The sequence below is a fragment of the Luteolibacter algae genome (assembly GCF_042683045.1).
In the GTDB taxonomy this organism is placed as follows: domain Bacteria; phylum Verrucomicrobiota; class Verrucomicrobiia; order Verrucomicrobiales; family Akkermansiaceae; genus Luteolibacter; species Luteolibacter algae.
The window spans coordinates 62,022-81,860 of sequence record NZ_JBHUIT010000005.1; the positions used below are offsets into that span (position 1 = coordinate 62,022).

The 19,839-nt window shown below is 54.0% G+C and carries 17 protein-coding genes; 10 read left to right on the top strand and 7 right to left on the bottom strand.

Features of this window, described 5'->3' with window-relative positions; genetic code table 11:
- Window positions 1–29 precede the first annotated feature (29 nt).
- Window positions 30–1,235: a chloride channel protein gene (locus ACFSSA_RS06270; protein WP_386819365.1), complete on the top strand. Its 1,206-nt coding sequence runs from the start codon at window positions 30–32 to the stop codon at window positions 1,233–1,235.
- 50 nt (window positions 1,236–1,285) lie between these two features.
- The gene (locus tag ACFSSA_RS06275; RefSeq protein WP_386819367.1) at window positions 1,286–1,768 is read left to right on the top strand and encodes a hypothetical protein; all 483 of its coding nucleotides are present in this window, start codon (window positions 1,286–1,288) and stop codon (window positions 1,766–1,768) included.
- Here the strand turns inward: ACFSSA_RS06275 and ACFSSA_RS06280 are convergent.
- Window positions 1,704–3,050 carry an MATE family efflux transporter gene (locus tag ACFSSA_RS06280; protein ID WP_386819369.1) on the bottom strand — a complete coding sequence of 449 codons (1,347 nt, stop codon included), beginning with the start codon at window positions 3,048–3,050 and terminating at the stop codon, window positions 1,704–1,706. The two genes, ACFSSA_RS06275 and ACFSSA_RS06280, sit on opposite strands and share 65 nt — an antisense overlap.
- Before the next feature lie 113 nt (window positions 3,051–3,163).
- Between ACFSSA_RS06280 and ACFSSA_RS06285 the strand changes: the two genes are divergently transcribed.
- From ACFSSA_RS06285 to ACFSSA_RS06300, 4 genes are all read left to right on the top strand, one after another.
- A complete protein-coding gene (locus tag ACFSSA_RS06285) occupies window positions 3,164–3,697 on the top strand; it encodes a LysM peptidoglycan-binding domain-containing protein (protein WP_386819371.1) in 534 nt (177 codons plus the stop codon).
- A 59-nt stretch (window positions 3,698–3,756) separates the two neighbouring features.
- Window positions 3,757–5,907, top strand: a complete 2,151-nt coding sequence (locus tag ACFSSA_RS06290) for a family 1 glycosylhydrolase (RefSeq protein ID WP_386819373.1) — start codon at window positions 3,757–3,759, stop codon at window positions 5,905–5,907.
- A gap of 68 nt (window positions 5,908–5,975) precedes the next feature.
- On the top strand, window positions 5,976–7,424 hold the full coding sequence (locus tag ACFSSA_RS06295; protein ID WP_386819374.1) for an SHD1 domain-containing protein: 1,449 nt from the start codon (window positions 5,976–5,978) through the stop codon (window positions 7,422–7,424).
- Between the two features lie 66 nt (window positions 7,425–7,490).
- Complete coding sequence (locus ACFSSA_RS06300) at window positions 7,491–9,074, top strand: Na+/H+ antiporter NhaC family protein (RefSeq protein WP_386819376.1); 1,584 nt, start codon at window positions 7,491–7,493, stop codon at window positions 9,072–9,074.
- An 11-nt stretch (window positions 9,075–9,085) separates the two neighbouring features.
- On the opposite strand, the gene ACFSSA_RS06305 is transcribed toward ACFSSA_RS06300, so the two are convergent.
- Entirely contained in the window at window positions 9,086–9,973 is an 888-nt protein-coding gene (locus tag ACFSSA_RS06305; RefSeq protein ID WP_386819378.1) for a hypothetical protein, read from the bottom strand.
- Between the two features lie 66 nt (window positions 9,974–10,039).
- Here ACFSSA_RS06305 and ispG point away from each other — a divergent pair, with 66 nt between their 5' ends.
- The 4 genes from ispG to ACFSSA_RS06325 are packed head-to-tail and all read left to right on the top strand — an operon-like array spanning window position 10,040 to window position 13,715.
- Entirely contained in the window at window positions 10,040–11,836 is a 1,797-nt protein-coding gene (gene ispG, locus ACFSSA_RS06310; RefSeq protein ID WP_386819380.1) for a (E)-4-hydroxy-3-methylbut-2-enyl-diphosphate synthase, read from the top strand.
- Window positions 11,837–11,838: 2 nt separating this feature from the next.
- Window positions 11,839–12,117, top strand: coding sequence for an ATP-dependent Clp protease adapter ClpS (gene clpS / locus ACFSSA_RS06315; protein WP_386819382.1), 279 nt, complete (start codon window positions 11,839–11,841; stop codon window positions 12,115–12,117).
- Window positions 12,117–12,593, top strand: a complete 477-nt coding sequence (locus ACFSSA_RS06320; RefSeq protein WP_386819384.1) for a DUF2017 family protein — start codon at window positions 12,117–12,119, stop codon at window positions 12,591–12,593. The genes clpS and ACFSSA_RS06320 overlap by 1 nt, the downstream gene beginning before the upstream one ends.
- Before the next feature lie 15 nt (window positions 12,594–12,608).
- The gene (locus tag ACFSSA_RS06325) at window positions 12,609–13,715 is read left to right on the top strand and encodes an NHL repeat-containing protein (protein WP_386819386.1); all 1,107 of its coding nucleotides are present in this window, start codon (window positions 12,609–12,611) and stop codon (window positions 13,713–13,715) included.
- A gap of 127 nt (window positions 13,716–13,842) precedes the next feature.
- Here the strand turns inward: ACFSSA_RS06325 and ACFSSA_RS06330 are convergent, their stop codons facing one another.
- From ACFSSA_RS06330 to ACFSSA_RS06350, 5 genes are all read right to left on the bottom strand, one after another.
- On the bottom strand, window positions 13,843–14,574 hold the full coding sequence (locus ACFSSA_RS06330; protein ID WP_386819388.1) for a hypothetical protein: 732 nt from the start codon (window positions 14,572–14,574) through the stop codon (window positions 13,843–13,845).
- On the bottom strand, window positions 14,549–15,436 hold the full coding sequence (gene xerA / locus ACFSSA_RS06335; RefSeq protein WP_386819390.1) for a site-specific tyrosine recombinase/integron integrase: 888 nt from the start codon (window positions 15,434–15,436) through the stop codon (window positions 14,549–14,551). The genes ACFSSA_RS06330 and xerA overlap by 26 nt, the downstream gene beginning before the upstream one ends.
- A gap of 32 nt (window positions 15,437–15,468) precedes the next feature.
- Window positions 15,469–17,913 carry an FtsK/SpoIIIE family DNA translocase gene (locus tag ACFSSA_RS06340; protein ID WP_386819392.1) on the bottom strand — a complete coding sequence of 815 codons (2,445 nt, stop codon included), beginning with the start codon at window positions 17,911–17,913 and terminating at the stop codon, window positions 15,469–15,471.
- A 118-nt stretch (window positions 17,914–18,031) separates the two neighbouring features.
- Window positions 18,032–18,364 (bottom strand): putative signal transducing protein, encoded by a 333-nt coding sequence (locus ACFSSA_RS06345; protein ID WP_386819394.1) that lies wholly within the window; start codon window positions 18,362–18,364, stop codon window positions 18,032–18,034.
- A gap of 24 nt (window positions 18,365–18,388) precedes the next feature.
- Entirely contained in the window at window positions 18,389–19,804 is a 1,416-nt protein-coding gene (locus ACFSSA_RS06350; protein WP_386819396.1) for an FAD-binding oxidoreductase, read from the bottom strand.
- Window positions 19,805–19,839 lie beyond the last annotated feature (35 nt).

Sequence of the window (19,839 nt, forward strand, 5' to 3'; positions counted from 1 at the left end):
CCAGACTGCCGGCGCACGACATGTTTTCTGTGAAATTATTGAAATGGTGCGCTGTCCTGGCAGCCTTGGCCAGCTGCATTGGCACCGCTGCCGCGTTCTTCCTATGGTCTCTGGATACTGTCACCCGCCAACGATTTGCCACTCCTTGGCTGATCTACTTCCTGCCCCTCGCGGGAGTGGCGATGGGCTTTTACTATCGCTCTCTGGGCAAGCATGTAGGCTCTGGAAATTCATCCATTCTATGCACGGTCCACAAGAGCGATCATACGGTTCCCTTCTCCCTCGCACCCAGCATCCTAATAGCCACGGTAGCTACACACCTCTTCGGCGGCTCCGCTGGCCGGGAAGGAACTGCAGTGCAGATGGGCGCGGGTATTGCCGGAGCCTTCGGCAAATATTTCGCAAAATCTCGTGAAGGTATACATTTGTTACTGTTCTGCGGAATCGCCGCCGGTTTTGGAGCTGTCTTTGGCACCCCGTTTGCCGGTGCGGTTTTTGCTTTGGAGTTTGTCCGCCACCGTATCATCAGCCGGAAAATCATACCCTGCTTGATAACCGCGCTTGCCGCTGACCAGATTTGTCATGCGTGGGGTATCCATCATACTCTCTACCCCCATATTGAGTTCACACGGGAAATTTCCACGTATCTGCCGATCGTTTGGAAGCTGGCCTTCGCCGCCGCATTTTTCGCGTTGGGTAGCAGGTTCTTTATCTTCGCTTCATTTCATTCCGCACGAAAATTGCGCGAGTGGTTTCCACATGAGGCCGTGCGAGCCGGTATTGGCGGTCTGATTATCGTAATCCTGTTCCTGGTCTTGGGGACTACTGACTACCTGGGACTTGGAGTTCTCCCGGAAAACGATACATCGCTCACGCTGCCAAGGTTTTTCTCATCCGATGTCCACGCCTCTGGAACAGTTTGGCTTTGGAAACTGGTTTTCACGGTCGTCACACTCAGTGTCGGATTCAAGGGCGGCGAGGTAACCCCGCTCTTCTTCATCGGGGCGGCCATGGGAAATACGCTCGCGTGGTTTCTGAACGCCCCCGTCGATCTTTTTGCAGGATTGGGCATGATCGCATTCTTTGCTGCGGCCACCAAGACGCCATACGCCTCGATCATCATGGGGATTGAGCTCCTTGGCTGGCACATTTACGCACCCTTGGCTGTCTGCACTCTGATCGCATTCAAGCTCAGCGGACCTACTTCAATCTATCCGGCTATTAAGGAGCTGTAGCCCGGATTCCCGCTCTTTCGTTTTCAGAAAAAAACGCCATATTCGCATTAATGTTGGAAACACCACGGCAACTGGCCTTGCGCTTCGAGCAAGGTGAAATCGATAGAACAGAGTTTCAGACCATGATGGCGATCCATGCTCGGGAGCTCATCGCTGAAATTGAAGAAGACCATCAAAATCCCCTGGCAGCCTGGCTGGAGACCCGCAGGGCGACAGCGGCGGTCAAAAAGCTCCTGAAGAAAAACACGGCCTTTCAAGTGCGGGAGGTTTTGATTGCTCTGTCGGAAGCGGATGACTTCCCGATGGCAAAATATTTATGGAACGCCAGTCATCCCGATGTGCCACTTCATTGTTTTTTCCGCATCGGCAAGCAGCCCTACTTCAAGATTCTTTCGATCAATCAAAAGGGAGACCACGTCGAAACCCAGGTGGAGATTCTGGAAAAGGGTCATCGGCTATCCATTTTGCTCACACGGGATTCCCGGTGGCGGCTAGTCGCCCCGTCATTTTCCAAAGGCGGGGAACCAGCATGATGCAGGCAAAGAAAAGCCCGATGGCCAGACCACACCAGACACCGATAGCCCCGTATCCCATGTGAACGGAAAGCCATATCCCCATCGGAATACCAAGAATCCAGTAGGCGACAAAATCTATCATCGCCGGAATCCTGGCATCCTGCAGTCCGCGTAGCATCGATACGGAACAGACCTGCAAGCTATCGACCAACTGGAAAACACCCACCACGATCATGATCCTGGCGGCGAGGTCAATGACCGGGCTCACATCCGTGTATAACGATGCCAACCAGGCACCGAAAAAGAGGAAAAAGACAGCAGCACAGAGCGAGTAGCCCGCACCGATTACCCAGCCCGAGATCGCGATTGGTCTCAACCTCAGCATTTCACCCGCTCCCACCGCAGATCCCACGCGCACACTCAGCGCCATTGAAAGACCAAGCGGAATCATAAATGCGGTGGCGGCACACATCAGGGCCACTTGATGAGCCGCCATGGCGGTTTCGCCGAATTTCCCCATCATCAGGCCGGCTCCGGAAAATGCCGATACTTCGGCAATCATCTGGATGCTGGCCGGGACACCTATCGCCAGAAACCGTTTGATATCAGACATCACAGGGGTTTTGAACCAATGATACGGCACCCACTCCCGCATTCCCTTTGCCTTGTATAACCAAATAAACATCGCAATCAGGATCGCGAATCTGGAGATCAGCGTAGCCCACGCCGCACCTTCCAAGCCAAGCCGGGGACAGCCTAGTTTTCCGTAGATCATCACCCAGTTTAGAAAAACATTCAGCACCACTCCCCAGAGGAAGATCCAAAATGGCGGCCATGGCCGATCCAAGGCATCGGCGTGGTTTTTCAGCACGATGGACATCAACGCCGGCACCATGGAGGCCATGATGATCCGGAAGAAAAGCCCCGTTCTCTCCTGAACCGCCTCCGGCTGGCCGAAGATCCCCAAATTCCATGAAACTACGGACATCACCGCAAAAAGTATCAAGCCGAGGATGGTCCCCACATACATTCCGTGTCGGCAGCTAGCGCGCCCCGCAGCCTGGTTTTTCGAGCCATGCGCGTTCGAAGTAAAAACGGAAATGGATGTCAGGACCCCAATGCCAAAGACGAATGGAACGTAGAACAGGGAATTTGCAAAAGTCAGCACCGCCAGCTCGGTCACTCCCAGTTTCCCGATCATCATCGTATCGGCCACACCAAGAAGCATCTGGCTAACCTGTCCGATAATCAGTGGAAAAGCTAGTTTCAGAGTAATCCGGGATTCGGCGAGGGCAGACATGACTGTGTGGGCTTCTGATAGCCCCACCCCACCATCAATGTCACTTCATTCTTTGCAAATGATTCCCTCCTTCGCTTTCCTTTTCCTCCCAGCCCCGCAAATCGGGAAAAAATTTGCACAATCTCCAACTATGCTTTGCATATCTGAAACATTCCTTCATGCTCTGGGAAATGTTTTGCGCCGTCCGGAAACTGGCACCTTTATTGCTCATCCCGCTTTTCACACAATGCGGGTCGAAGTCCGCACCCTCGGCAAGTGCCGTCACAGGCCCTTTTGATAGCCGTGGAAACTATATCGAAGACTGGGTGGATCAGCCCGAAAAATGGTATAAACCGCCGACGCCTGGCAGCAACCAGAAGAGCAAACCCACGGCGATAGCCAAAAAGGAGACAACTCCGCCACCAGTTGTCCTGGCCACACGTGAAGTTGAAAGACCACCGGCAACGGTGTCCGCTCCGAAACCAACTCCCAAGCCCACTCCGAAGCCGAAACCCAAACCCGTTGTCGTCCGCCATACTGTCAGAAAGGGCGATACGCTATCAGGGCTGGCCAGACGCTACGGAACTTCAATCTCCAAGATCAAAAGTGCCAACAGAATTTCAGGAACCGTCATTCGTTTGGGGCAGACACTTACCATCCCCAAATGATCTGAAAAAGCTCTCGAGCTTTTCTCCCTGAAATTTGAGTCTCAAGCATCGCAAGTTTCATGGGCTTTCCTAAGAATTTCCTCTTCGGCACTGCAAATGCCGATCATCAGACGGAGTCCTATGATCCCCAGCGCGAGGATGTGTGGGATCTATGGGAGCGCAGCCAGGGGCTGACTCCACGTGCCAAAGCCACGGACTTCTGGAATCGCTATGAGGAAGACATCGCTTCCGCTGCCGCTCTGGGTTGTGAATTATTCCGCTTTTCCATCTCATGGGTGCGGGTGGAACCAGAATGCGGGAGCTTCGATCAGTCCGCGCTGGACCATTATCATGAACTGGCAAAATGCGTGAAACGTCATGGAATGAAGCTGATGCTGACCCTCCACCACTTCGTATGGCCGGTCTGGCTGGAACGGGACCACGGTGGAATGATCGGCGAGGATTTTCCGGATTTATTTGCCAGATATGCGGATAAGATCGCGGAAACCTTCGGGTCCGAGGTCGATTGGTGGATCACATTCAATGAGCCCAGCCAGCTCACCTTCGGTTATATCAAACCCTGGTGGCAGAATCGCTACTACATGCCGCCCGGGCTTCCGCGGGGATCCCCTGTCGATGCCGAGGCAGAAGCCGTAGGCAAGCTCGTCCCGAATCTCTTTCGCGCCCATACCCGGGCCCGCTCAGCCATTAAAATCCACAATTCAGCGGCAATGGTCGGCGTAAATCCGCTGGTAACCGGCTTCCCGACATGGCTGCAGATGCTCATGGATTCGGGTGCCTGCCACCGTGGTCTGGGCGAAGCTCTCTTCAAATTTACCACCAAGGGGGCTCTCGTCAGCGAGCGCGGGGATGTGGATTTAGTCATCGGGGGTGTGAGCATCGACGATCAGACAGCGTTTGAAACAAGTGATCCCTATCTGCGGACCGGCAAAGCGGTGTTGGTGAAGTCCGATTATCCCGACGGCGACATGGAATCGCTGGCAGGCAAGAGAGTCGGCGTGATCGCCATTGGAAATCAGCCCCAGGGCTGGAAGCGTGATCTACCGCCCGCCACCCGCAAACAGCTTTTCAAAAACTATGACGAGGCGCGGGCCGCTCTAGACCAGGGGAACATTGAAGCCTTATACGGGGATGCATTTTTCCTGCTCCCTTTTGAGCTGGAAAACCGTGAGCGCTTCCGCTTTTTGAAAACGGGACTGAGTGATGAGCACTATGTAGCCGTCGCACCTCATGGACACACGAGGCTTTTGGATGATGTCGATCGCGCGATCACTCTTTTCCGCAGGGAGCTTGCCGGATTTTGTGACGTCTCCTGGCTGTCTGAGCCAAAACGGATTATCGCCCAATCACCCCGCCCGGTCTCTCTCCACGAAGTTTTCAAAGGAGGCGATAGTTTGCCGGAACATCTATCCACCGGCCGGGGTCTGAGACGGGTGAAAAGACGCGGAAAAATCAGAATAGGTATCCGTTCGGACTCACCGGGCCTATCAAGTGGATGCGTGGGAGAAGGGCTCGAAATCCGATTGGCGAGATTGATCGCCGCAGAAGTGCTCGGCAGCGAGACCAAGCTGGAAATCGTCCCGATCAGCCCGGGAGAGCGGCTGGAAGTTCTGGAATCAAAAACCAGCTGGCTGAACTGGGCATGGCGTTTCTGGGGGACCACCAGTCTGATCGCCAACGCAAACTGGTGGTATCTGGGCACTTCCGGAAAACTGCCTGAAGAGCTTTGTCCCGCAGAGGCGATAGGTGCGCAGGATTTCATCGGGCTCGACTATTACTGGGGATTGCCGACGACCAGGCTACACCAGTTCCGGCTACTCGAGGATGCCGCGCACGGTAGATTTCTACGTGCTCCGGTCTGGCCGCGGGGGCTGTATCATGCACTGCGACGCTTCAAACGCTGGTTCCCGGGTCAGGAACTATTTATCGTGGAAAACGGCTGCACCCCTAGCGCAGGGGGAGTTTCCCGCGCGGAATATATGAAGTCCCACCTCCGCGAGGTGGAGAAAGCGATCGCACACGGTGTCCCCGTCCGGGCCTACAATTGGTGGTCCATCACTTCCAATCGTGAGTGGGGGCATCCTTTTGATCCGAATACCGATTTCGGGCTGCATTTCGTCGAGTTGGATAACGATCCGCTACTCTCCCGCAAACCCACTCCGGAGGCAGCTCTCTTCAAGGAAATCATTGCAAAAGCGAAGCGGGAATAATTTACAATCCAGCGCTCGAATTTTTACTGAATTGACCTGTCCGATGATATAGAAAATATCTATTCAATATGAGCAGGAATCGTTTGGTTATTTTCTTTCTTCTCCTAGCCTGTCTTTTCGCGCAGGGGGCGGAATCTGAGCGCACTTTCAGAAGCAATACCGGCCAGGAGATTCGTGCGACATTCCTTGGTTTGGCGGATGAAACCGTCACTTTGCTAAGGGCGGATGGTAAATCTTTCGACGTCCCGATGGATAAGCTTTCGGAAGAAGATCAGAACTATGTCAGGGAGATGGATCAGCGCTTTATCATCGAAGCAAAAGCACTCAACGAAGCAGCCGGACGGGAGATCGTCACTGGCGAGGAATTCACCAAGATCAAAGCCTTATCTCTTGCCAAGGCACTTGGACTCCCGGCGGAGTCGAACTCGGTCCACGGCAGGAGTTGGAGGCTCTATGCCGCTTATGCGAAGGACTACAAGCTATTTGGCGCAATGCCATATTCCGTTGCATTGTATTCCGATAGCGACCGGAACCTGGACAACATTTCCATCGTCTATGCCAACAAGGGTGATTTCGGCTCGACGGCCGGCTTCGCAGAAGAACATTTCAACAATGGTGACGAACCTGTTCCCGAAGCCTCCCTGCAAGAGGCGATGGATCAGGACGAAAAAACAATCACGGATGCTCTGAGCTCGGTGCTTGGAGAGCCAGTCGTTCAGAAGTATGGCGAAGGCGACGCCCGCCGCAGCGTTAGCCGCTGGGACTGGAACGGTTATGCCTTTTTGCTTTCCAAAGAAGATCTGGAATACGTGTCGTTGTTCATCGTCTCGAAAGAAATGGCGGATAATGGTGGAAAATCCACGAAAATTTCGGACGCCGAGCTGAAGCAGTCTTTGCTCGAAGGCATGGAGCGGGAAGAGAACGGAGATGTCTTGATTTATGAAATCCCAATGGTCGACCAGGGACCGAAAGGCTATTGCGTTCCCGCTACCATTGAGCGGGCCCTCCGCACCATGGGGATGAGCGCTGATATGTATCTTCTTGCAATGATCGGTGAGAGCAAAAGCAATGGCGGAACTTCAACGGAACTCCTGTTGGAAAATCTGAAGTCCGATGTTTCACGCAAAGGCCGCAGAACAAAGATCGAGGAACACGATTCCGTGAAGATCCGGGATATCAAGCACTACATCGATCAGGGAATTCCGATCCTGTGGCAATTGTGCTCCACCGACAAATATAACGATATCGCAAATCTCAATACGGTGAATCGCACCATCGTGGACGACCCGGTGAAAAAAGAAGCAACGCAGGCCAAACTGGATAAGAAAATCTCCGATATTTCCGAGCTACCGAAACCAGATGATGATTACCATCTCTGCATGATTATCGGTTATAACGAACTCACCCGGGAAATCGCCGTATCCGACTCCTGGGGAAGAGAATATGAGCGGCGATGGGTTCCGGTGGAAGTCGCGGACTGGGCATCACTGGGGCAATTTTTCATGATCCTCCCGTAATTCGCTTTTTCTGCGAAGCTATCCTTTCTCAAACTAACCGTATCTACGATAAAAGCGGTAAGACGAATGAAAAAAGCCGCGATTCTTCTCCTGATCCTATCCGCAAGCTATTTCCTGCCAATGCTTCAGCCCAGCGATCTGGCTATTGCCCTGTGGCCGGCCATTTGCGCACTGGCAGTCATCATCATCACACATCATGCGGCTCTGGGTCTGGCGTGTGGCATTGTGGCCGGAGTGATTCTGATCCATCACGAAACGCCGGTTGGTATCCCGCGCGCCATCTTTGCGAATTACATTTTCCCCTCCCTTGCGGGGTCTTGGCATGTAGGGGCAATTCTATTCACCCTCATGCTCGGGGCTTTCGCCGGCATCCTGGAAAAATCGGGTGGCTTCGACACCATACTCCGGCGCCTGACTGCAAATAGCACCCGACCCAAAAGGCGCCTGCTAGGAAGCGTCTATTGTATCGGATTACTGTGTTTTTTTGATGGCCTCGCAAACTCGTTACTCATGGGAAGGATCGCCCGTCCCCTTGCCGATCGAATAGGGATATCGCGGGAACGACTCGCGTGGGTCGTGGATTCCACATCGTCGCCCGTTGCATGTGTTGCCTTTGTTTCGACCTGGATCGCGACCCAGCTTTCTCTCATTCAACAAGGGCTCGATGACGCGCCTTTTCCAGTAGAGCCCTACTCACTCTTTTTTCGCTCCATCCCAGCCAACCCATACTGTCTCCTCACGCTGTTGCTCGTCCCATTGGCCATTTATCTGGATTATCAGCCAAAAGCGATGCAACGCTACCAAGCACTTCCGATCACCGAACCCGGAGGGATCAATGACAAAAGGGAGACCTCCCCCAGCCGGGCAATTGTCCCACTGATTGCCTTATTAGTCGGAATCTTTGCCGCATTTCCGCTTTTTTCGGATCCGCTGATTGATCCGCTCTCGATTGCCGGTTGGCGGGCCGCATTCAGCGGAGATGCCGGACCATATGCTCTGGTAGCCGGGAGTCTGTTCGGCATGGCAGTCGCTTGGCTGATGTATCCCAAAAACAGTGAGGTAAATGCGGCGGAAGCAGCATACCATGGCGCGGCAAACCTACTTCCCGCACTGATCATTCTGATTCTCGCGTGGTCTCTGGGTAATGTTTTCTCCGCTTTGGGCGCTGGCGGGCAGCTAGCAGGCCTGCTTGCCTCAGGTTTTCCTGTTAGCTGGCTTCCACTCGTGGTTTTCCTCGCCGGTGCCATCATGTCATTCGCCACCGGCTCTTCGTGGGGAACCATGGGTCTGTTGATGCCACTGGCTTTACCCGCGATCATTCAAGCCGGGACAGCTGTTGCCCTGCCCATCGAGGAATTGACCGCTCTGGTTCCCGCCGTAATCGGAGCTGTGTTTGGTGGAGCTGTTTTCGGAGACCACTGCAGTCCGTTTTCCGACACAACTATTGTCAGCGCAATTGCTTCCGGCTGCGAGCCGACCTCCCACGTTCACTCACAGTTGCCATTTGTGGGGATTGCGGCGTGCTTTTCCATCATTGCCTACTCCTTTATCGCTATTGGGGTGATGCCGTTGATTTCCACAACGATCGCGGCGGGATTGATGCTATTTTTCACCATCCATCTTTCGAAAAAACAACTGCCCTACGCCTAGAAGACAAAGCTTTATCTCACTTTTGCGACCTTCCAGGCAGTCAGCCATTTTGCGGAAACCTTGACGAACCCGTCGGCCAGCAACTTGCGCTCCATATCGGGAAAATGGGCGGCTCCATAAAATATCCCGATGTTTTTCCGACCTGCCGCAATCTGCTTTTCCATTACGTCCAGGCACCGGTCGTTCCGATCCGATATGATGACATTTTCGCCATTCACAGAGTCGATCTGGGTGTCACCTTCCGCCATCGTGTGCATGACCTCCAGTTTAACAAGGTCAGATCTTCCCGTAAGAATCCCACGCATCAGCCGGATGGTATCCGGATCCCGCTGGGGCTTATCACCGGCTATGCCAGCCTGAATCATAAAGCCCAGCATCGATTCACCCTTCTCTTTCTGCAAGGCTTCGAACTCCGCCATTGTCAGATCCGCGTGAACGAAATTCTGCGCAGTATAATCGATCAGGTTTCCCTGCCCCGTCAGGCCAAGCGCCTTCTCCATTGATTCATAAAGCGTCCTCAGACCCGCAAGATTATCGCCATCTTTTTCCTCTTCGTTTCCCGCGACAGCATCGCCCTCCGGCTTCGGTTTGGCTTGGGGCGGATTTCCAGCACCTCCACCGAGGTTTTCGCCGCCCACCATTTCGAAGAGTAACACAGGATAATTCTCAAAATATTTGTTCAAAAACTCATAATACCGGCGGTCCGCCAAATGGATGGCACCGATCAGATCCACGCGGACCCCTTCCCTTTCGTAGCCGAAAACAGCTGTTTGAAGCTTCGCCGCCTCTTCGGTCTCCTTGATCCTGATAAAATCTCCACCCAAGCTATCGTCACCGGAAGCGACCAATAGTCCCGCAATCATCGCTGCAGTGCGGGCCCACGACATTTTGATCTTCATGAGGCAATTTTGCATCATATCCCGTCATTGCCCATGGAAAATTTCCTGTCTATCTTGCACCCGTCCATGACTCCTCACACCGATCTATCATATTGCCCCGATCTCCTTAGCTACTCCCGCAGGAAAACTCGCGAAGTGATGGTTGGGGACATTGGCGTTGGAGGTAGCAATCCCATCCGCGTCCAGTCGATGATCACTTCGGACACCCGTGATACGCCTGCCTGTGTGGCTGAGGTTTTGGCTTTGGCGGATGCCGGATGTGAAATTGTCCGTATCACCGCGCAGACAAAGGTCTATGCCGCAAATTTGGAGAATATTGCCAGGGAGGTCCGTGCCGCCGGCTGCAATGTCCCGCTTGTTGCGGATATTCATTTCAAGCCGGATGCTGCCATGGAAGCGGTGAAATGGGTGGAGAAAGTCCGCGTCAATCCCGGCAACTATGCCGATAAGAAAAAATTTGAGATTCGGGAATACTCGGATCTGCAATACGAGGAAGAGCTGGAGCGGATTCGTGCGCAATTCACGCCGCTTGTCCATTTGTCCAAAAATCTTGGCCGCGCGATGCGCATCGGCACCAATCACGGATCGCTCTCCGACCGTATTATGAACCGCTACGGCGATACCCCGTTGGGGATGTGTGAGAGTGCCTTGGAATTCGCGCGAATTGCCCGGGAAAACGATTATCACAATTTCGTTTTCTCCATGAAGGCCTCAAACCCGAAGGTGATGATCGAGGCCTACCGCCTACTCGTAGCCAGACTCAATGCGGAAGGTCCGGATTGGAATTACCCGATCCATCTGGGCGTGACGGAAGCTGGTGACGGCGAGGATGGCCGGATAAAATCCGCCATTGGCATCGGTTCTCTGTTGGCAGACGGCATCGGGGATACAATCCGCGTATCTCTGACGGAGGATGCGATCCATGAGATCCCGGTGGCTCAGGCAATGGTCCAGCTACATAGCAAACCATCAGATCCAGACAGCCAGCTACCCACTCCGGCGCTGTCACCTTCCTACAATCCGTTCAATTACGAAAAGCGCAGTAGCCAGTCCCTCACCATCCAGGGCTATGAACTTGGTGCGGAAAAGCCTGTGCGGGTATTCACCACACAGGAACGCTGGAACGCATTGGCTCATAAAATCGCCAATATGGGCGATTTCAAGCCCGAGATCGTTCATGAAAAGTCCGGCGTGATTGAAATCGATCCGCGCGATGAATCCGCGGTATCCGTGCTCAATGGCCAGACGGAGCCGCGCCTCATCTCCGTGGCAGACGGCATTGACCTTTCACCTCTGCACGCATTCCGCATGCTTGCCTTCAAGGTGGATCCCCGCCACCCCATCCTACTGAAAGACACCCTCCAACCTCTTACTGGTGAGACAGATTTTCTCAAAGCCTTGCTTCCCGCGGCACAAAACATCGGCTCGCTTCTCTGTGATGGGATTGGAGACGCCATTCTGGTGCGCGGAGAAACGGCTCCGGGCCAATCGCTCAGACTCGCTTACAATATTCTCCAAGCCGCGGGCACCAGAATCTTTAAGACAGACTACGTCGCCTGCCCTTCCTGCGGCCGCACACTCTTTAATCTCCAGGCCACCACCCAGAAGATCCGTGCTGCCACCGGTCACCTGAAGGGCGTCCGCATCGCGGTAATGGGTTGCATCGTAAACGGCCCCGGCGAAATGGCGGATGCGGACTTCGGCTACGTGGGTGGAGCTCCCGGAAAAATCAATCTCTACGTGGGAAAAACCGCTGTAAAATTCAACATTCCGGAAGCAGAAGCCGTCCAGCGCCTGATCGATTTGATCAAGGAACACGATAAATGGATCGAAGCCCCACAGCCGATCTCCGCACCAGTTTAGACATGTCTGATACCACCACGATCACTGAAACGGAAACCACCGTCTCACCGGAAAACCCATGGAATGTCATTGTCCATGATGATCCCGTGAACCTCATGGGCTACGTGACTTTTGTACTCATGAAAATCTTCGGATACAATGAAAGCCACGCCAACACCCTGATGCTTCAAGTCCACCAGGAGGGCAGATCCGCGGTGTGGAGCGGAGAGCTGGAGAAGGCAGAGTTCTACACCCAACAGCTTCAGCTACATCAACTCAAAACCTCTTTGGAAAAATCCTGATGAAAGTTTCACCTACTATGGAAGGCGGACTTCGTATTGATCCGGAGAGTCCGCAGGATTGGCACGCTTTGCGGGCCATCATTATGGATGCAAATAACTGTGAGAAGGATCTGGCGGAGCGCATGGGAGGTCTGGTTTCCGATGAAAAATTGCGCGAAGACTGGCAGGATCTCGTTGTCCCGGATCTACGCGAATCATTCGGCGACGCTATTCATTATGTCTATGCTTCGATCGAAGCGGCAGCCGCGTTTTCCGGAGGCGGGGATTCGCCACTCTGGATCACACGAGAAGACGCTACCTCGTGGTATAGTGCTCTCAACCAGGCCCGGCTTTCTCTGGAAGAAAAATACCAGTTCGGACCGGAGCCGGAAGACTCTCCGGAAAGCACCTCACTCGTCCGCCGCGAGGCTCTCATGCGCAGCCAGTTCTACTGCGCGCTACAGAGTTTTATTCTAGAGCACGCGATGACACTCTGATCAGCAAACCTATTTATGAAACCAATATTACTGACCCTATTATTTCCCCTCCTCGCCCACGCGCATGGACCGGACAACCACGCTGGCCCAAACTCAGCAGAACACATCGGCAAAAATGTCATTCTCGGCCACGGTGATCTTAAATATTCCGCGGATTTCCATTGGGCGAAAGTCAGCCCTGATACAGCTCCCGTGATCAATTCCCACGCCCTGGCGGAGGACAAGAATGGGCTGATCTATCTAGTCACCGATCATCCGGAAAACGCGTTTCTTGTCTTCAAGAAGGATGGAACTTTTGTGCGCGCCTTCGGCAAGGGCCTGCTAGGCGGCCATAGTCTGGAAATCTTTGAGAAAGACGGTATCGAATATCTGGTCCACGTCGATTGCGGCTGGCATTTCCCTGCCGAAGGAGATGCTGTGCCTACGAACGGAAAAATCACGATTCTCAAGACGGATGGCACGATCGTGCGCTCGCTGCCCACCCCTCAGGATATGGGAATTTGTGAGCCGGGTCTGAAGAAGTTCATGCCGTGCGATGTTGCCTATACTCCGCAGGGAACTCTCTTGATCGCAGATGGTTACGCCTCCGACTACATCTATGAGGTGACTCTTACCGGCGAGCTTGTGCGGCGCTGGGGCGGTCCAAAGAAGGATGATCCGGCGAATTTAAGCAACGCCCACGGTGTCTCTCTTGATCTTTCCAATCCTGAAAAGCCTCTCGTCTGGGTTCCATCGCGTAATGAAACCGCACTGAAAGCGTTCACGCTCGACGGAGAATATATTGAGACCATCGAGCTACCCGGAGCCTATGCCGGACAATTGTTCTTCCGCGACGACAAGGTCTACACCGCCGTGTGCTGGTCCAAGGAAAACGGAACCGGCAAGCGCTTGCAGGGATCCGGCTTCTTGCTGGTAATGGACAGAAAGACGAAGAAAGTGCTTAGCGCACCGGGCGGCACGGAACCTGTCTACAAAGACGGAGTCCTCCAGCCACTCATGCAGGATCCTTCCAAGCCTTTTTTCCATGGGCACGATCTCTACGTCGATGCTGAAGGCTCCATCTACCTTGGAGAATGGGCGGCCCAACGCCGTTACCCTTGCAAATTGACTTTGACTAAATAGGACTTCGAGTCCCGGCACTTCACAACATCCTTAACTGCCTGACCCACGTATCCGCCTGTTCATTGGTGGATGCGTGGGTCTTTTCTTTTCAGAATATTACGGCCGTTATGAGCCGGAACGGGTCGGTTTACTCGGGCTCGTTTCCGTAGATGACTTTGTAAAACTCTCTGGCAGTGATTTCGTTACCGAAAGCGCTAGGATGACTCCCATCCTCCACAAAAAGTTCTTGCCCACGCCCCGCCTTGAACTGCCTTTCCCACGCATCGCCTGCCGGCACGATGATAATACCGCCACCGTTACGCGAAGCCGCCCGGTAACCATCCCGGACCCGTTGGGTCATTTGATAAAAATCGTCTCCGGGCAATTCGGGGTTCCCGTCACGCCGTCCCCAGGTTTGATAAAGCAGCGGAATCGCACCCCGGGATCTTGCTTCGCCAGCAAAAAAACGAACTCCCGGATCCATCAGTTTTCTCCTCTCACGCTCCTTCCGCGATGGGTTCAAACTGTAGTCCTGTATGACTACGATATCCCAGTCACGACTCCGCAGTTTCTTCAAGGTGGGAGCATTTCCCATGTGCCGGGCAAGGCTCCATCCACCATACGTCGAGTGACCGATACGGACCTTTTTACCGTTATCACGAGCTAGTTTTGAAAATGCCGCCGGAATGCCAAAACTATAGCTGTTGCCAATAAAGAGAATCTCCAGATCTTTCCCGGCTGCCTTCTCGCGGAGCCTCCCTGACTCACCGGTCACGGGAGGCAGTGTGGCACAGGACGAAAGCCCCAAAAAACTCAGCAACCTGGCAAACATCATCAATCTACAGAAGAAAATATCACGCTCTCGGGTGGGCTTCGTCATACACCTTTTTCATTCGTTCCTTTGTAACATGCGTATAGATCTGCGTCGTGGATAGTGAGGAGTGCCCGAGCAACTCCTGCACACTACGTAGATCCGCGCCAGCATCCAAAAGATGGGTCGCGAAACTATGCCGCAGCTTGTGTGGACTCACTCCGAAGGAAATCCCACTGAGCTTCAAATACTTTTTCAACATCTGATCAATCGCCTGCTGGGTAATCCGTGTTCCGCGGATACTGCGGAAAAGAGCCGAGTTTGTCACAGCTGCCTCTTCCCGGTATTTCTGTATCGCCCGGATTGCCGCCCCTCCTACGGGGACCATCCGCTCCTTTCCTCCCTTGCCTCTTACTCGAACAATCTCACTGGAAAAATCGATATCCTTCACATCAAGGCTCAACAATTCGGAGATCCGTAGACCGGAGGAGTAAAAGAGTTCCAGAATCGCCGCATCCCTATACCTCAGCCAGCCCGGGCCCTTTGCCGGAGCCTCGCATTTCAATGGAATATCGAGCAGTTCGTCCATTTGTTTGCGGCTTAGGACAACGGGTAATCCGCGCTCCAGTTTCGGCATTTGCACTTCTGCCACAGGGCTTTTCTCCAATCCCCTTCGAAGCACGAGATATTTGTAAAAGGAACGCAAGGCGGCAAAGCGCAGGCGAATCGTCGAGCGCTTCATCTCCCGTTTCATCAGCTCGTAAAGAAAATTGCGGAAATTATCCGGTTTCTCTTTCCTCCAGCATTCGAATTCCTCTCCGCGCCACAATTCATAATCCTTCAGCGCCGCGGCATAGTTGCGGACAGTCAATGGCGAGGCATTCTTCTCAGTCTCCTGAAAAGCCAAAAAGTATGCGACGTCGTTGTTCAAAATATCTATTCTTCAATGCTCGTGACAGCAGACTATTTCAGAAAAACCTCCCGTGCCTTGGCGCCATCCCCCGGGCCGACAATCCCACGCTGTTCCAGGATATCGACCATTCTAGCCGCCCGGGTGTAACCGAGCCGCAGCCTTCTCTGAAGTAGCGATGTGCTTGCTTTCTGCTCCTGCCGCACCACTTCGATGCAGCGGATAATCATTTCCTCATCGGCGTCCGAAACCTCGTCCTGCTCATCATTGCCCGCTGCCTCGATGCTCATGCTGATATCCTTTTCGTAGCGAGGCTTCGCCTGATTCGCGCAATGTTCAACAATCCGCTCAACCTCTTCGTCGGAAACGAACGCCCCTTGCGCGCGCTCAAGTTTGGCGGAACCCGGTGGCAGATACAGCATATCTCCCTTGCCGACCAACTTGTCCGCGCCCTTCGTATCCAGAATGACCCGGGAATCCAGCGCCGAAGAAACCTGGAATGCGATACGGCTGGGGATGTTTGCCTTGATGATACCTGTTACCACGTCCGCACGCGGTGTCTGTGTTGCAATGATCAGGTGGATTCCCGCAGCCCGGGCTTTCTGAGCAATCCGGGCGATACACATTTCCACATCCGCCGGTGCGGTTTGCATCAAGTCGGCAAGCTCGTCGATCAACACCACGATATACGGGAAGCGATCCGGGATCTCATCCTCCTCCACTTCCAATTCGTCGAAATCAGCCTCAGGCCCTAAATCCCCTTCACCGAGGGCCGTGGCGATTGCTTCGATCTCATCCAAATCCACCTCAGGTTCTTCTTCCTCCGGCACTTCCGGCTCGGACTCCTTCTCCTCCCGCGGACGATTGTTGAATCCATCGAAATTGCGCACGCCCATCTTCGCGAAAATCTTGTAGCGCTTCTCCATCTCGTTCACCACCCACTTGAGAGCGGCCACTGTTTTCTTGGGATCCGTCACAACCGGCACAACCATGTGTGGCAGTTTGTTATACATCTGCATCTCCACCACTTTCGGATCGACCATGATAAACCGCAGTTCATCGGGCCCGAACTTGAAAAGAATCGAGGCAATGATCGAGTTAATACAGACCGATTTCCCCGAACCGGTGGCACCTGCGACGAGCAAGTGCGGCATTGCTGCGAGATCCCCGATCACGGTTTTCCCGTATACGTCTTTCCCGAGAGCGAGCGGGATCTTTTTCTTTGCGGAGCGGAAATCCGGGTCGTGCAGTAGCTCGTGAAGTGGCACCGCGACTTTTGTAGAGTTCGCGATCTCGATGCCGACTGTGTCTTTGCCCGGAATAGGAGCGAGAATATTGATCCGTTCCGCACGGGTCGCGCGGGCAAGATCCGCCTCCAGCTGGGAGATTCTGGAAACGCGCAATCCCGTGGATGGATAGATCTCATAGCGCGTGATTGTGGGTCCCCTGGTGATGTCTCCGGGGGTCACATCGATGCCGAAGGCTTTCAGTGTATCGACAATCGTCGTTTGTATTTCAAGAAGCTCTTCGTGGTTCGCGGATTCCGGCTCTTCTTCCACTTCGTCAAGCAGGTCAAAGCCCGGCAGCTCGTAATCGGCATAATCCGCAACCGACAATGATTGATGTGAGGGTTTCCGGCGCTCGAAAGGCTTGGCCCCTGCTTCCATGGGCTCAGCCGTGCGGCGCTGGGATGAATCGATGATTTGGGGCATCGGGGTTTCGCGGATCGGCAGCTCCTTCTGGCCTGGCTCATCGGTCTCCGCCGCTTTCAAGCGGGCAATTTCACGCTCCAGCTTGAGCTGTTCCCGCTGCCGTTCCCTTTCCGCAAGAAGCTCTCTCTCACGCGATTCCGCACGGCCGGCCTCGGTGCGGCTCGCCTTCCATGCCGCGATCTTCGCTTTTACCAAAGCGTGGCAATCGCGCAAAAATTCAAGTGGTGTCTGCCCCGTCAGCCAAATGAGACCGATAAAATAACCAATCGCGCTGATCACCAGAGTGCCGCCTTTGCCTATGATAGGCATGAGGATGGAGCCTCCCAAAGCATGTCCCAACACCCCGCCCGGACGCCCGCTCATCTCACAGCGGGCGACCCATTCTCCAAAAAATATCTCCGCCGCGTGGAGCCAAATCGCCGCAGTGAGAAGAACCACCGCCAAGCCGGTTGCGATCCTCGGCCAAAGTCTTCCCCGGAAGGCCATCTTCAGGATACCGAACCACACAAAGCCTAGCGCAAGCATCCATCCGGCAGCTCCCAGCAACAGGATCTGAACAAATGCGAGCACCCCTCCGACAGGTCCCAGAAGATTCTCGCCATGTTCATCGGGATCACCCGCAAAGGTCTCGAATATCCCGACGTTCGGCAAGTCAGCGGGCGAATAGGAGAGTAAGGATAATAACAGAATCAGGCCACCAGCCATCCAGCAGATTCCAGCTATCTCGCTGCTCCACTTCTTGGGTTCTTCAACATCACCACGTTTTCTGTTTACTCGATTGGCCATTATTTCAACGCCCACAGCATCCCCCGCCGCCCCAGCAAGAGCAAGATTGTTTTACTGACTGGAAAATAAGCTATTCCTAATTAACTTTTCTCTCTTCAAAAGTTTGAAAAAGCCTCTTTCACCCCCGTTGGGAATCTGGCGGCGCAAGTGCTGCCTCACAGTTCCAGCAGCAGGCAAAATTTCCTGGAGATTTCTCCCCGCAGCTCGGGCAGAGGATCTCGGTCTCCGAGGCCTTTTGGTTCTCCATCAGATTCTGCCGGATACATGATTGAGCGGCATCAAAATCCTCATCGTGAACCACACATAGAGCCGGAAAATAATCCGGTATGGAGAACCCCTCTGTCGTGGAAAGATTCTCGTTTTTGATAAACGTCGCGATTCCAGCGTATTCGAGCAAAGACTGGTAGTAGCTGATACGTGCCAGGTCACGTTCGCGGAAAAGCTCTTTCATTGAGAAAACATGGGGCGGGAAGCATCACTCATCCAGAAATTTCCCCGGGTTCAGAATCCCGTTGGGATCAAGCGTGGTTTTGATTTCACGATGCACTCCAAAGGAGACTTCCCCAAGCGCCTGGCGGATCCAGGGCTTCTTTGCCAATCCTACTCCATGTTCTCCAGTGATCGCCCCACCGTGGGATAAGACCCAGGTGAAAAGCTTGTCCAATGCCGCATCCGCACGCTCACGGATCACCGGGTCCAAATAGTCTTCGACCATCAGGTTTGTATGGATATTGCCATCGCCGGCATGGCCGAAGCATGCCACCGCTATTCCCGTTTCCTTTTCCAGATCACGGGCGAAATTGACCAATTCCACCAATTTGCCGCGGGGGACGACGATATCCTCGTTCAGCTTGGTCAATCCCGTATCCCGGAGAGAATAGGAAAACTCCCTCCGGAGCTGCCAGATTTTCTCGCACTCGGCATCCTCTCGGGCAATGCGTATTTCCCCGGCTCCACATGATTTCAGTAGGTCCTGAAGCTCCTCAAGCTCGGAGGCCACTGCCGCCGGGCGGCCATCGATCTCCATGATCAAATGCCCGTCGCCCGGTGGAAAAACCTCCGCGCCAAGCTTTTTGCGGGCCGCGGCAAGTGTGAACGCATCCGTCACTTCCAATGCGGAAGGAAGATGGCCTGCCTGCAGGATTGCTTGCACTGTTTTTGCAGCAGTGGGAAAATCGGGAAAAACGGCAGCGAGCATACCGCGACTTTTCGGTTTTGGGATGAGACGGGCGGTGATTTCCGTCACAATTCCCAGCATCCCTTCAGATCCCACAAAGAGCCCGATAAGATCGAAACCGGTTTTATTTTTGTGCAAACTCCCGCCGCAGCGCATCACCCGCCCATCGGCAAGCACCACTTCGAGCCCCAACACATAGCTCCGCGTGACTCCATATTTCAGGCACCGTGGTCCGCCGGCATTTGTTGCGATGTTTCCGCCGATGGAGCATTCCTTGAGCGATGCCGGATCGGGCGGATAGTCCCAGCCAAGCTGACGAACGGCGGCTTGCAGATCCCCAGTGATAACACCGGGCTGAACAATGGCCACGCCGTCTTCGGTGCGGATTTCTAGAATACGATTCATCCGTGCCGTCGAAAGCACAATCCCGCCCCGCATCGGCACGCAGCCACCCACGTAGCCCACCCCAGCTCCACGGGTCGTGACGGGAATTTTCCGCTCATTGGCAAAGCCTAACACCTTCGAGACATCTGCCGTGGACTCGGCAAAGACCACGATATCCGGCCGATGGCTGGCAAACCACTTGTCGATGGAATGGGTATCGAGAACATCCCCTGCCAGCGAGACTTTCCCTTCACCTAGCAAGGCGGTGAGGGATTCATACAGTTCCTTGCCCGGGACTTGCCCGCTGGTGCTTTGGGATGAGTGGCTCATATGGAGGGAATTTCCCACCCAGGCCGCAGGGGGTC

Bases quoted from the DNA above. Each gene is read 5' to 3' on its own strand.
- ACFSSA_RS06275 (WP_386819367.1), top strand. From the start codon at position 1,286: ATGTTGGAAACACCACGGCAACTGGCCTTGCGCTTCGAGCAAGGTGAA.
- ACFSSA_RS06280 (WP_386819369.1), bottom strand. From the start codon at position 3,050: ATGTCTGCCCTCGCCGAATCCCGGATTACTCTGAAACTAGCTTTTCCA.
- ACFSSA_RS06290 (WP_386819373.1), top strand. From the start codon at position 3,757: ATGGGCTTTCCTAAGAATTTCCTCTTCGGCACTGCAAATGCCGATCAT.
- ACFSSA_RS06295 (WP_386819374.1), top strand. From the start codon at position 5,976: ATGAGCAGGAATCGTTTGGTTATTTTCTTTCTTCTCCTAGCCTGTCTT.
- ACFSSA_RS06300 (WP_386819376.1), top strand. From the start codon at position 7,491: ATGAAAAAAGCCGCGATTCTTCTCCTGATCCTATCCGCAAGCTATTTC.
- ACFSSA_RS06305 (WP_386819378.1), bottom strand. From the start codon at position 9,973: ATGAAGATCAAAATGTCGTGGGCCCGCACTGCAGCGATGATTGCGGGA.
- ispG (WP_386819380.1), top strand. From the start codon at position 10,040: ATGACTCCTCACACCGATCTATCATATTGCCCCGATCTCCTTAGCTAC.
- clpS (WP_386819382.1), top strand. From the start codon at position 11,839: ATGTCTGATACCACCACGATCACTGAAACGGAAACCACCGTCTCACCG.
- ACFSSA_RS06320 (WP_386819384.1), top strand. From the start codon at position 12,117: ATGAAAGTTTCACCTACTATGGAAGGCGGACTTCGTATTGATCCGGAG.
- ACFSSA_RS06325 (WP_386819386.1), top strand. From the start codon at position 12,609: ATGAAACCAATATTACTGACCCTATTATTTCCCCTCCTCGCCCACGCG.
- ACFSSA_RS06330 (WP_386819388.1), bottom strand. From the start codon at position 14,574: ATGACGAAGCCCACCCGAGAGCGTGATATTTTCTTCTGTAGATTGATG.
- ACFSSA_RS06340 (WP_386819392.1), bottom strand. From the start codon at position 17,913: ATGGCCAATCGAGTAAACAGAAAACGTGGTGATGTTGAAGAACCCAAG.
- ACFSSA_RS06345 (WP_386819394.1), bottom strand. From the start codon at position 18,364: ATGAAAGAGCTTTTCCGCGAACGTGACCTGGCACGTATCAGCTACTAC.
- ACFSSA_RS06350 (WP_386819396.1), bottom strand. From the start codon at position 19,804: ATGAGCCACTCATCCCAAAGCACCAGCGGGCAAGTCCCGGGCAAGGAA.